At 44.7% G+C, this 12,410-nt stretch carries 9 protein-coding genes; 7 read left to right on the plus strand and 2 right to left on the minus strand.

Annotated features, from left to right (window positions below; translation table 11 throughout):
* The first annotated feature begins 220 nt into the window (after positions 1-220).
* Positions 221-1,930: a septation ring formation regulator EzrA gene (gene ezrA, locus ACQCV8_RS05410; RefSeq protein ID WP_426843541.1), complete on the plus strand. Its 1,710-nt coding sequence runs from the start codon at positions 221-223 to the stop codon at positions 1,928-1,930.
* A 287-nt stretch (positions 1,931-2,217) separates the two neighbouring features.
* Here ezrA and brnQ read toward each other — a convergent pair whose 3' ends face one another.
* Positions 2,218-3,567 (minus strand): branched-chain amino acid transport system II carrier protein, encoded by a 1,350-nt coding sequence (gene brnQ / locus ACQCV8_RS05415; protein ID WP_426843800.1) that lies wholly within the window; start codon positions 3,565-3,567, stop codon positions 2,218-2,220.
* Between the two features lie 202 nt (positions 3,568-3,769).
* Here brnQ and ACQCV8_RS05420 point away from each other — a divergent pair, with 202 nt between their 5' ends.
* The 5 genes from ACQCV8_RS05420 to ACQCV8_RS05440 all read left to right on the plus strand — a co-directional run bounded on the left by ACQCV8_RS05420 (position 3,770) and on the right by ACQCV8_RS05440 (position 10,244).
* The gene (locus ACQCV8_RS05420) at positions 3,770-4,915 is read left to right on the plus strand and encodes a cysteine desulfurase family protein (protein ID WP_426843542.1); all 1,146 of its coding nucleotides are present in this window, start codon (positions 3,770-3,772) and stop codon (positions 4,913-4,915) included.
* Between the two features lie 3 nt (positions 4,916-4,918).
* Positions 4,919-6,127: a tRNA uracil 4-sulfurtransferase ThiI gene (thiI, locus tag ACQCV8_RS05425; RefSeq protein ID WP_426843543.1), complete on the plus strand. Its 1,209-nt coding sequence runs from the start codon at positions 4,919-4,921 to the stop codon at positions 6,125-6,127.
* 89 nt (positions 6,128-6,216) lie between these two features.
* Positions 6,217-6,426, plus strand: coding sequence for an alpha/beta-type small acid-soluble spore protein (locus ACQCV8_RS05430; protein WP_123918434.1), 210 nt, complete (start codon positions 6,217-6,219; stop codon positions 6,424-6,426).
* Between the two features lie 358 nt (positions 6,427-6,784).
* On the plus strand, positions 6,785-8,362 hold the full coding sequence (gene mbcS / locus ACQCV8_RS05435) for an acyl-CoA synthetase MbcS (protein WP_426843801.1): 1,578 nt from the start codon (positions 6,785-6,787) through the stop codon (positions 8,360-8,362).
* Positions 8,363-8,648: 286 nt separating this feature from the next.
* Positions 8,649-10,244: an amidohydrolase gene (locus tag ACQCV8_RS05440; RefSeq protein WP_426843544.1), complete on the plus strand. Its 1,596-nt coding sequence runs from the start codon at positions 8,649-8,651 to the stop codon at positions 10,242-10,244.
* 80 nt (positions 10,245-10,324) lie between these two features.
* On the opposite strand, the gene ACQCV8_RS05445 is transcribed toward ACQCV8_RS05440, so the two are convergent.
* On the minus strand, positions 10,325-11,125 hold the full coding sequence (locus ACQCV8_RS05445; RefSeq protein ID WP_426843545.1) for an NAD kinase: 801 nt from the start codon (positions 11,123-11,125) through the stop codon (positions 10,325-10,327).
* A gap of 280 nt (positions 11,126-11,405) precedes the next feature.
* Here ACQCV8_RS05445 and sppA point away from each other — a divergent pair, with 280 nt between their 5' ends.
* Positions 11,406-12,401: a signal peptide peptidase SppA gene (gene sppA / locus ACQCV8_RS05450; protein ID WP_426843546.1), complete on the plus strand. Its 996-nt coding sequence runs from the start codon at positions 11,406-11,408 to the stop codon at positions 12,399-12,401.
* The last annotated feature ends 9 nt before the right edge of the window (positions 12,402-12,410 follow it).

Below are 12,410 nucleotides of genomic sequence, written 5' to 3' on the forward strand. Positions count from 1 at the left end.
GCGCTTGCTTTACATATAATGTGCAAAACCGGCAGGCAGCACGAATTCTGTCCGCGGTTATCGAATAGAAGAAACAGATCTATTACGCTGGATCAATGATTGCCGGCAGCACGCCTTTCCGGCAAAGCAGACTGAAAACAAAACGCTGTAAGCCGCAAGCAGCTCACCGGGCTAAATATTGCGCTTGTGCTTTTTCTTATATACAGCAGGGGGGCCCATTATGGAAGTCGTTATTGGTTTACTGGCTGTGCTCGTTCTTTTTTTTGCAGCCGGTTATTTTATTAGAAAAAATATATACCGGGAAGTAGACCGGCTTGAAGCCAGAAAAATTGAAATTATGAATCGTTCGCTCGCCGATGAGATGGCGAGAGTGAAAGAATTAAAAATGACTGGCCAGGCAGAGGAACTCTTTGAAAAATGGAGACAGGAATGGGATGAGATCATCACCTCCCAGCTCCCTGAAGTGGAAGAGCTGCTATTTGATGCTGAAGATCATGCAGACAAATACCGGTTTAAAAAATCCAAAGAGGTGCTGAAGCATATTGAGCGGATGCTCGATGCCGCCGAGCAGAATATTGAACAGATTATTGAGGAAATCTATGAGCTTGTCACAAGTGAAGAAAGAAACAGCAGTGAAATAGAAGAGGTGAGGGAGAAGTTCAAAAAGGCGAAGAAGACGCTGCTTGCACACAGCCATACTTTTGGCAACGCACATGCTAAACTGGAAACAGCGCTGTATGAAGTCTATGAAGCCCTTAAACTTTTCGAATCTGAAACAGAGTCCGGCAACTATCTCGCTGCCAGAGAAATATTAACGAAACAGACGGCAGTTCTGGAGCAATTATGCGCTCAGATTGAAGTGATTCCTGCGCTTCTGTCCGACTGTCAGACAGTTATTCCGAATCAGCTTTCTGAAATAAAAGACGGATACGAAGAAATGGCCTCTCAAGGATATTTTCTCGGCCACATTCAGATACAAAGCGAAACCGAGCGCATTTCCGGCTCGCTTTCCCTGTTTCAAGAGAAAATCAGCCTTCTTGAAACGGAAGGAATTCATGAAAGCCTTCAGGAAATCCATGAATCCATTGAAACGATGTATGATCTGCTGGAAAAAGAAGTGCATGCCCACCACTACGTTCTGGCAGAAACATTAAAAACAGAGAGTGCTTTGCAGGAGCTTCATGCCGAAAAACTGATCTCCAAAGAAGAAACGGATGCTGTAAAGCTAAGCTATCATCTAAGCGAAGAAGAAACGTCCCGACTGCGCCATATCGATAAACAGATCAGTTCTCTCCAGAAACGATACACTCATATCCAGGATAAAATGGCGAATGAAAAAATCGCTTATTCCCTCCTGAAAGATGAGCTCATTGAACTGGAAAAGCAAATGTCTGATGTGAAAGCTGAACATGCTGAATACAGAGAGATGCTTCATGCCCTCCGCAAGGAAGAGCTGACAGCAAGGGAACAGCTCAGTGAGGCTAGAACGCTTCTAAGTGAAGCGGCAAGACTTGTCAGTAAAAGCAATATTCCCGGACTGCCTGCTGTTTACACAGAGCTCCTTTCAGATGCGAAGCGATCTGTGTCGCAAGTGTCCGAAAAACTAAATGAGCTTCCGCTTGACATGGTAGCCGTTAACGTTCTGCTTGAAGATGCCGTTTCTGCCTCTGCGAAGGTCCGCGAGCAAACGGAGGATATGATTGAGCAGGTCTACTATGTAGAAAAAATCATCCAGTACGGGAACCGCTTTAGAAGCCGCGATGAAAACCTGTCAAGAGAGCTGAGTGAAGCAGAGAAGCTGTTCCGGCATTATGAGTACGAAAGCTCCCTGAAAAAAGCTGCGACGGCCATTGAAACAGTGGAACCAGGTTCCTTTGAAAAAATTGGGTCTCTAGTCGAGGAAGATTTGGAAGAACTTAAAAATAAATGAGAAAAAGGACCGCTCACAGAGCGGTCCTTTTTCTCATGCAGCCCGATGCATACCGTGGGTTTCTTTGTGAAAATAATAATCAGGGGGTGAAGCACACCGCCAGCGGGCAAAAATAGAAATCAACGGGAACAAACCAAATTTAAAAGGGGTGTGAGCGTGACACTTGATGAACTGCCCCCCTTTTTCACTTAGCCGCCAGCGGAAGGAATGAGTATACCTAACGAATTTACTGCTCTCCTGTTATACGCCAGCGCACTTTGCCGGTTTACCGTCCCTAATCATAACGTTCAATGACTGCCCTTAACTTTTGCTTTCAGATGCGGGCGTCTGAATAGGGCAATTGCATAACCAATCAGTGCTCCGGCGATAGCCGGAACAAGCCATCCGATTCCTTCAGGGAAAAGCGGAAGAAATTCATTGAAAAATTTACCGGTCTCACCGAGAGGGATTCCTCCAGCTTTAAGGCCGTCCATAACACTAACAATGCCTGTAAAAGCAAGGCTGAGAGCATAAACCTCGGGAGCACGGTTAAAGATTCGATCTACGAACGAAAGCAGAATCAAAACGATGGCCAGCGGGTAGATGGCTGTGAGCAGCGGCACAGAAAAAGTAATCAGCTGCGTGAGGCCAAAGTTTGCGATCACCGCTGAAAAGACGGTAAGTGCCAATATGATCCATTTATAAGGAATGGCTGGCAGAATTTTCGAAAAGTATTGTCCGCAAGCTGAAACAAGGCCGACACTTGTTGTTAAGCAGGCAAATGATATGGCTAGACTCAGTACGATGTTCCCTAGGGAACCGAATAACACATTTGCAGAAGAGGACAGAATCAGACCTCCATTATCCTTATAGCCGATCGCATCTACGCTCGTAGCTCCTAAATACCCAAGAGCCAGATACACCAGAGCCAATCCTGCTGCTGCAATCAATCCTGCCTGAATGCAAACCTTCGCGATGGATTTTCCGCTGGTGATCCCCTTTGCTTTCACAGCATTGATGACAACAATCCCGAAAACAAGAGCGGCAAGAGTATCCATCGTCAAATATCCTTCAAGAAATCCCTTAAAGAATGTTCCCTCTTGAAAATCCGCCTGCGGAGCTTGAGGCACTCCCATCGGAGTAGCGATGGTCTTTATAGCAAGCAAAGCAAGAATGATAAGCAGGGCGGGGGTCAATAGCTTTCCGATCCGGTCTACAAGCCTGCTTGGATTAAGGGAAAGCCAATAAGTGATTCCGAAAAATCCGATTGTGTAGATCAAAAGAGAAATTCCATTTTTCGCCGCTCCCTCTGGAAGAAAAGGAGTAACACCGATTTCATAAGCGACCGTTCCTGTTCTCGGAATTCCGAATAGCGGACCAATGGCTAAGTAAAGAACAACTGTAAAAATCACTCCGAAAATTGGGTGAATCCGGCTTCCGAGCGACTGAACATCTGTCCCTGTAAGCCCAATGGCAATGACTCCGAGGAGAGGAAGCCCTACTCCGGTTACGAGGAATCCAGCAATGGCAAGCCAGACGCTTGTGCCGGCAGCTTGTCCTAAAGATGGAGGGAAAATCATATTTCCTCCTCCAAAGAATAGGGCGAATAGCATAAGACCAACAACAAACGTTTCTTTTTTTGACAACCCTTGTTTCATCATAAACCTCCTGAATCCGACAATATATACCGTAAGATCGTAACACAGCAATAGGAAAATTGTCGAATTGTTCAACTATTTTAATTTTAATTATATTCAAAAAATTAGCGCAGTCAACGGAAAGTTTCCTCCATTTCATTATTCCATTCAATATGGTAATATATTACGATGTGTGCATTGAACTGCTTTTGGAGGAATGAGAATGCTTTATTTAGACAATAGTGCCACTACATTGCCCTATCCAGAGGTTCTGGATTCATATATCCAAACTACCAGGAATTATTTCGGGAATCCTTCTTCCCTGCATAAACTGGGCAGTGATGCCGAGAATCTTTTAAGGCAGGCACGTAAACAAACGGCTGGGCTGTTAGAAGTAAAAGAAGAGGAAATTATTTTTACTTCCGGCGGTACGGAAGCCAATAACCTGGCGATTAAAGGAACAGCCTTTTATAAGAGACATAAAGGAAATCATATTATTACTTCGGCGATCGAGCATCCTTCGGTTATGGAAGCATGCTTGCAGCTTGAGAAAGAATTTGGATTCGAGCTCACCATTCTCCCTGTTGACGAAAATGGAAGAGTTTCTGCTGAAAGCATGAAGAAGGAACTGCGCGAAGATACTATTCTTGTCTCCATCATGCACGTAAATAATGAAATTGGTACGATTCAGCCAATCGAAGAGCTGGCAGATATTTTGCAGCATTTTCCGAATGTGTCCTTTCATACAGATCATGTTCAGGGAGCAGCAAAAGTACCGTTGCCTCTCTCCCATCCCGGCATTGATCTCTGTTCCATGTCACCTCATAAATTTAGGGGACTTAAGGGAACTGGTATATTATATAGAAGAAAAGGTGCGCACCTCATGCCGATTTTATCTGGCGGGGAGCAGGAGAGCCATCTGCGGTCCGGCACGGAAAGCGTAGCAGGAATTGCAGCTGCTGCAAAAGCATTAAAAATGTCATTTATCGACTATTCTGAGCACCATGTGAGACTGTATGAAACCAAACAGGAATTAATCAAGCGGCTAAAGGAAATAGACGGAGTGGTAATGAACACTCCGGAGTCTCAATCAGCTCCCCATATCATTCATTTTTCAGTACCCGGAATAAAATCAGAAGTTTTAGTTCACAGGCTTGAATTAAAAGAAATTTACGTTTCGACTACCTCAGCCTGTTCTTCGAAGAAAAGTGCACCAAGCCAGACGCTGACCGCGATGGGGAAATCCAGAGAGGAAGCGGTGAGCGGGGTCAGGATCAGTCTGGATATGCAATCAGACCGATCCATAATCCATCCTCTCTATGAAAATTTACAGGAATCCATTCAGCATATTCTAAAAATAAAGGGGTAAACAATGGAATTTGATCATATACTCGTGCGGTTCGGAGAAATTTCCACTAAAGGAAAAAACCGCAGCCGATTTGTTGAAAGACTGAGAAGAAATATGAAAGAAGTGTTGAAAGCCCACTCCAACCTGCGCTTTCAATCTAACCGTGACCGGATTTATATCCAGCTTAACGGCGAATCCCACAGCGAAGTTTCCATAAAGCTTGAGAAAGTGTTCGGAATTCATTCGTTCAGCCTTGCTGCAAAATGTAACAGCAATGAGGAGTCGATTAAAGAAACCGTACTTGAAGCAATCAGAACCGTATTCCAGCCTGGAGATACATTTAAAATCAGCGCAAGAAGAGCGGATAAGACGTTCCCAATTCCAGCCGATCAATTAAACGGCATACTGGGAGGGCATGTTCTGACCAATACAGAAGGACTGACGGTAAATGTACGCAAGCCCGATCATGAAATTAAAGTAGAGGTTCGCAGTGAGGGAACGTATATTATGTTCCAGAACCGCTTTGGTCCGGGTGGGTTGCCAGTCGGAATAAGCGGCCGTGCAATGCTCATGCTTTCAGGAGGTCTGGACAGTCCTGTTGCCGCATATATGGCGATGAAAAAGGGGGTAGAACTGGAAGCTGTACATTTTTTCAGTCCTCCATATACGAGTGAGAGGGCAAAGCAGAAGGTCGTCGATTTGGTGGAACAGCTTACAGTATACGGAGGAAGCATGAAGCTCCATATCGTTCCGTTTACTGAAATTCAGGAGCAAATTCAGCAGCAGGTGCCGGAAAACTATACCATGACCTCTACTAGAAGAATGATGCTCCGGATAACAGATCTTCTCCGAATCCAAAACAGTGCACTGGCGATTGTAACAGGGGAGAGTCTTGGCCAGGTTGCAAGCCAGACTCTTGAGAGCCTGTTTGCAATCAACGCTGTGACAACGACGCCGGTAATAAGACCCCTCGTATCCTTTGACAAACCGGAAATCATTAAAACAGCAAAAGAAATAGGAACCCATGATATATCTATCAGGCCTTATGAGGATTGCTGCACGATATTTACTCCTGCTGCACCGAAAACGAGGCCAAAGCTTGAAAAAGCAGACAGATATGAAAGCTTTGTAGATTTTGATGAGCTTATTCAATCAGCTGTCGCAAAGACAGAAACGATTGTTTTTAAACCTGCGCACCCGGATGAAAATCTTCATTCATCCAGTCTATTGTAATCACTGATTTAGAAACAATTACCAGTAGAATCTCAGGCATGAAGCCATGTGTTTTTACACACTCTATATTCACAAGGAGGTGAGAACACATGGCACAAAGCAGACAAAGCAGCTCTAACCAACTAGTAGTTCCAGGTGCTCAACAAGCGATCGACCAAATGAAATACGAAATCGCTTCTGAATTCGGAGTAAACCTTGGACCAGAAACTACTGCTCGCGCTAACGGATCTGTAGGTGGAGAGATCACTAAGCGTCTAGTTTCTTACGCTCAGTCAAACATGAGCGGATACCAAAAATAATCATATTTTATGGCTACAGGAGCAGGGGAAACCCTGTTCCTTTTTAATTTACCTTTCTTTAAGAAATGCCAGGTTAAAGAGGATCTGGTTTTGTTATACATTTTGAAGTGGGTCTCCGGGCAAATTTCTGCCGGACAGGTGAAACCACGCAGGTGAGTGCGCTGAGGAAGCTCGGCGTCCTCCATTGGATAAGCGTACCCTGCAGCGGAAACCCAGCTAAGTAAAATAATGTAAGACCAGCCGTTTAGCAGGTAATGACGGCTTGCATGCTTACCCTGTTTAGCTGGACTGAATATTATTCAAAACTTTAAAAATATTTAGTATACTTAAAGAGAGGGAATAACAGGAGGGGATCATGATGAATCGCGAGAGCTTGCTTGCACCGGACAAGTATAATCTTGTACAGGAAATAGAACAAAACGCGGACGTTGGAAAACCAGCTTTGATTTGGGAAAATGGGGTGACACATAAAGAGCTTACCTATAAAGAGCTGATAGAGGATGCCAACAGGGTTGGGAGCGCTCTAATTGAAGCGGGGCTCCGACAGGGAGACAAGCTTTTGATTATGACACCAAGAATTCTTGAAGCCTACGCTGTATACATGGGAGCTCTCAAAGCAGGTATCGTCGTTATTCCAAGCTCAGAACTGCTTAGGCCGAAGGATCTTCGCTACCGGATTACTCATGGTGAAGTCAAAGGAATGATTTGCTACGACCAGTTTACCGAGCAAACCAATGAGGTGGAGGAAGCGGATTCGCTTCTTAAATGGGTGATTGGGGAATCGAAGGAAGGATGGCGTTCCCTGAAAGAAGAGATGAACCGCCAGACAGGAGAACTCAGCTTTGCAGATACTAAAAGCAGCAGCACCGCCTTTTTATCCTATACGTCTGGAACAACAGGGAACCCAAAAGGAGTGATACATACACATGGATGGGCATATGCCCACCTTCGCACAGCCGCAGCCGGCTGGCTGTCCATTAAAAGGGAAGACAGGGTATGGGCAACCGCAGGTCCGGGCTGGCAAAAGTGGATTTGGAGTCCTTTTTTATCTGTTTTGGGAATGGGAGCCACAGGTTTTATCTATCACGGAAAATTTGAACCCGGCAAATATCTTCAGCTTCTTCAAGACCAGCAAATCAATGTACTGTGCTGTACTCCCACTGAATACAGGCTGATGGCTAAAGATCAAAATTTGAACCGGTATAATCTTTCTCAGCTGCATAGTGCTGTTTCAGCTGGTGAACCTTTAAACAGGGAAGTCATTGAAACATTCCGGAAGCATTTCGGGATTGATGTGCGGGACGGGTATGGCCAAACCGAAAACACACTTCTGGTCGGGGTAACAAAAGAGATGAACATCAGGCCTGGGTCAATGGGAAAGCCGACGCCTGGAAATAAGGTTGCCATTATTAATGATCAGGCGGAACTCTGCAAACCTGGAGAGGTAGGTGATATCGCCGTTCATCGTTCCACTCCTGCGTTATTTAAAGAATACTTTAAAGATCCTGAGCGGACAGCTATGCAATTCAGGGGAGATTATTATGTCACCGGAGATCGTGCGAGAATGGATGAAGACGGTTACTTCTGGTTTGAGGGACGTTCTGATGATATCATCATCAGTTCAGGCTATACAATCGGCCCCTTTGAAGTTGAGGATGCCCTTATTAAACACCCTTTAGTAAGGGAATGTGCAGTCGTCTCCAGTCCGGATGAAATAAGGGGCTGCATTGTTAAGGCCTACGTGGTTTTGAAAGAGGGGGCAGATAAACAGGATCCGGAACTCGTAAAAGTGCTGCAGGAGCATGTGAAGAAGCTGACTGCGCCTTACAAATACCCCCGAAAAATAGAATTTACAGAGGATTTGCCAAAAACGGCCTCAGGGAAAATAAGAAGAGTGGAACTGAGGCAAAAAGAATTCAGCAGCCAAAGTGTCTGATTAGCTTAGAATCGGTTGTGTATATGCTAAGAAAATAGTGGAATGAACCCCCCGGTATGCTGGGGGTTTCTTTGTGAACCGAGAATTTGCCGCCGACTAAAAGCAGTTCCGTCCTCGACGTGAAGGGAGGAAGATGTTCGCGGCCCGACCAGCTGTTTGCTGAGCAGCTTATAGTAAAATCAGAATGGGTACAATGGAAAGCCCATTCTCCATGTTTGAATTATGTTTTTGGAATGTGCTAGAATTTCGGTATTTGAATGGAAAGTTATGCAATGGAGGGTAAGATATGGGTACACTTTGGCATGGCGGGAAGACGTATACAATGGCGGCCGAGAACGAAACAGTTGAGGCCATATTTACAGAGGGGAATAAAATTATTGCAGCAGGGGAGGAAAAGGAGCTTCGCATGAAATTTTCTTCTTCCATTAAAGAGGATATCAATCTTCAAGGAAAAACGGTTTTGCCTGGATTCACTGATAGTCATATGCATTTAATTGGGCATGGAGAAAAGCTCATGAGATTGGATTTTTCTTCCATGGACAGCCATGCTGCAATTAAGGAAGCGCTTTACAGGGAAATATCTGAAACTCCGCCGGGCGAGTGGATCATTGGGGAGGGCTGGAATGAGAATCAGCTGAAGGAGGGGAAAATGTTTGACCGTACGGTACTGGATGAACTCTCTGAACATCACCCTATCGTGCTCAAACGAATCTGCCGTCACGCGATCCTCGCCAACTCGGCAGCACTGGAATTGGCGGGTATTCAGGAAGATACGATAGCTCCTCCCGGAGGAATCATCGGAAGAAATGAAGACGGTACTCTTAACGGAATGCTTATGGACAGGGCACAGGACATTGTTCTTTTTGATACAATTCCACCTGTATCAAAAGAGTACTTGGAAAAAGCTTTGCGCAAAGCAGTTGCAGATTGCTTTGAAAAAGGTCTGACGGGAGGACACTCAGAGGATCTATCTTATTATGGATCTCTTCAGCTCCCCATCGAGGCCTATCAAACTGTATTGACTGATGAACGGCCATTTAAAGCTCATTTGCTTATCCATCATCTCGTCATAGATGAGTTTGAACAAAATCCTGTAAAGAATAGCCGGCTCGTCGAATATGGGGCTATGAAAGTCTTTGCAGACGGCTCTCTGGGAGGGAAAACAGCCCTTTTAAGTGAACCTTATTTAGATGACCCGGATACTTACGGTGTAGCTGTTCATTCACAGGAGGAGTTAAACGAATATTTCAAAAAGGCACGAAGCTTCGGAAGAGAAGTTGCCATTCATGTCATCGGTGATCAGGCATGTGAAATGGCTCTAATTGCTGCCGAAGAAAATCCTCCTGCAAAAGTGGGCCAAAGAGACCGTTTTATTCATGCTCAGATTCTCCGGCCTGATTTAATTGAGCGGCTTCAAAAATTGCCGGTAATACTCGACATCCAGCCTGGATTTACGGCGAGTGACTTCCCATGGATTATTGAAAAGCTCGGGGCTGACCGGCTTGCTTGCTCGTTTGCCTGGAAAACACTGATTGACAAGGGCATACGATGCGCGGGAGGGTCCGATGCTCCCATTGAGCCAGTAGACCCATTGCTTGGCATTCATGCAGCAGTTACGAGAAAAAGCATTCATACTCCATCTGAACCCGGATATTTTATGAGTGAAGCACTCACGATGTTTGAGGCTATCAAACTGTATACAGAAGGAAGCGCTTATGCAATTCATAGAGAGCATGAAAGAGGGAAGATTCTTCCTGGGTATGATGCAGACTTCACCATTCTTGCTCGAAATCCATTCTCATTGGAAGACCCGGATCAGCTGCTGGATACGAAGGTAGTGATGACGGTTGCGGAAGGGAAGGTGGTATTTCAGCTTCTATAATTTCTGTTCAAATTTGAAAGCGGAAAGAAAACGTGCTAATCAGGAGCATTTTCTTTCCGCTATAAATGCTTAGAGCCGGTTTATAAAAAACTGCGCTTTACTTTTTCCCAAAAAGAGTTGTCCTTCAGTTTAACTGTTTTGATGATGGACGGGCTTAAGGTAATTTCAATCTGCTTAACATTGCGAATGCCTAGCGCTTCATTGTCAACCCCGATTACAGGGTAGTCGTTTCCATCCTGGGCAATCTCGAGCGTCAGTTTTCTGCTGCCGCTTAATACAAAGGAAGAGCCGAGTGTACGGTAGCGGTTGTTGTTTAAAGAAGCAAGCTCACTTACTTGAAAACATGGGAGCAGGGGGTCGATGACCGCTCCGTTTACTGATTTGCTGTAGGCTGTACTGCCTGTAGGGGTTGAGATAATCATGCCGTCTCCACGGAAGGTTTCAAAATGGAGATCATCAACATGGACATCAATTACGAAGGTCTTAATAATTCCTGACCGGACTGTACACTCATTTAAACATTTAAAAGATGCCGCTTCATCTATTTTCACATCAATGACCGGATATTTCCGGACCTCAATCTGTTCTGTCGTAATGGCTTCAATAATCTTTTCTGTATCATCCAGCACAAAATCGCAGTAGATGCTTGCAGAACCTTTCGTGCTGATTCCTACGTAAAGACAATCATCTCTGAAATTCGTTTTTCTCACTGCTTGAAGGAATGTGCCGTCTCCTCCGAGACTGACAATAATGTTTGCCTCTTCGAAATGAGGTACGATTGTAAATCCGTATTGTTCAGCAAGACCGGTCAGTGAATTTACTTTTTCCTCAAGCTGGGCTGTGTTTCGATAATAAAAAAATACATTGCGGCGATTTGTCATCGTACATCCTCCTTCAAAATGGAAATGATATCCTTAGCGGATAAAATTGTGATACAATGTGTTATGTTGTTTATTTTACCATTTATCCTTTCAGGAATGCCTGCTTTTTCGGGGATAATAAATTCAAAGTACATCGTTTAAATAAGGCTTGGTTATGACTTCACCCGATGTTAATGGAAGCAGAATGCAGGACAGCGGGTCGTGCCGTTTCCCTAAAGCGGGCGGGAAGCGGTAAGCATCGGACAGTTGCAGCGAAGCCCTAAATCAAGGAGGATATGAAATGAATGGCAAAAGGTGGGCAGCACTTGGGATTGCCCTTGTTCTGGTTTTTGTTTCTGCTATATTCAGCACGATCACAGCAATTCAAAGCACAGCACTTGATGTATTTTCGGAAAATGAATCTGAATTCTCAGAAGAGGTTCTGGCAGATGGATCAGCTGAGAAACGGATTGCTGTATTGGAAGTTAATGGGGTCATTCAGGATACAGGTGAAGCATCCTCTTTCTTCCAAAGCTCCGGATACAATCATAGTGAATTTCTAAAAAAAATTGAAGCCGTTCAAAATGACGACTCAGTTAAAGGGGTAATTTTAAATGTTAATTCACCCGGTGGCGGAGTAGTCGAAAGTGCGGAAATACATAAGCATATTATGACGTTAAAGGAAAAAACGAAAAAACCGGTATATGTTTCAATGGGTACAACAGCTGCTTCAGGAGGCTACTACATTGCTACCGCTGCCGATAAAATCTTTGCCGCGCCAGATACACTGACCGGATCACTTGGCGTGATCATGCAGGGGGTCAATTACAGCGAGCTGGCTAAGGATTACGGTGTAAAGTTTGAAACAATCAAAAGCGGTCCTTATAAAGACATTATGTCCCCATCCCGTGAAATGACGGACGAAGAACGCGCGATTCTTCAGGGAATGGTGGATAATGCTTATGGAGGCTTTGTTGACGTGATTGCGAACGGCCGCGGAATGAGCAGGCAGGAAGTAGAGAAAATTGCCGACGGACGCATTTATGACGGGCGCCAGGCGAAAGAAAACAACCTGGTTGATGAACTCGGATATATGGATGAAACCATCGCAGCTCTTAAAAAAGAACACAAGCTGGCAGGTGCACAAGTTTTTGAATACAAACAGAGCACAGGATTTGACGCACTTTTATCATTGGGTGCTAAAAAAGTATTCAGCGACGAGTATGAAATGCTTGGACTGTATGAACTGTTCTCCAAGCCGGCCAACAGCCGTTTAATGTACATGTATTCAGAATAAAAGGGAGGA

This window comes from Metabacillus sp. 84 (assembly GCF_050107715.1).
Taxonomy (GTDB): Bacteria; Bacillota; Bacilli; order Bacillales; family Bacillaceae; genus Metabacillus_B.

Coding starts and splice junctions, on each gene's coding strand:
- ezrA (WP_426843541.1), top strand. CDS start 221: ATGGAAGTCGTTATTGGTTTACTGGCTGTGCTCGTTCTTTTTTTTGCA.
- brnQ (WP_426843800.1), bottom strand. CDS start 3,567: ATGAAACAAGGGTTGTCAAAAAAAGAAACGTTTGTTGTTGGTCTTATG.
- ACQCV8_RS05420 (WP_426843542.1), top strand. CDS start 3,770: ATGCTTTATTTAGACAATAGTGCCACTACATTGCCCTATCCAGAGGTT.
- thiI (WP_426843543.1), top strand. CDS start 4,919: ATGGAATTTGATCATATACTCGTGCGGTTCGGAGAAATTTCCACTAAA.
- ACQCV8_RS05430 (WP_123918434.1), top strand. CDS start 6,217: ATGGCACAAAGCAGACAAAGCAGCTCTAACCAACTAGTAGTTCCAGGT.
- mbcS (WP_426843801.1), top strand. CDS start 6,785: ATGAATCGCGAGAGCTTGCTTGCACCGGACAAGTATAATCTTGTACAG.
- ACQCV8_RS05440 (WP_426843544.1), top strand. CDS start 8,649: ATGGGTACACTTTGGCATGGCGGGAAGACGTATACAATGGCGGCCGAG.
- ACQCV8_RS05445 (WP_426843545.1), bottom strand. CDS start 11,125: ATGACAAATCGCCGCAATGTATTTTTTTATTATCGAAACACAGCCCAG.
- sppA (WP_426843546.1), top strand. CDS start 11,406: ATGAATGGCAAAAGGTGGGCAGCACTTGGGATTGCCCTTGTTCTGGTT.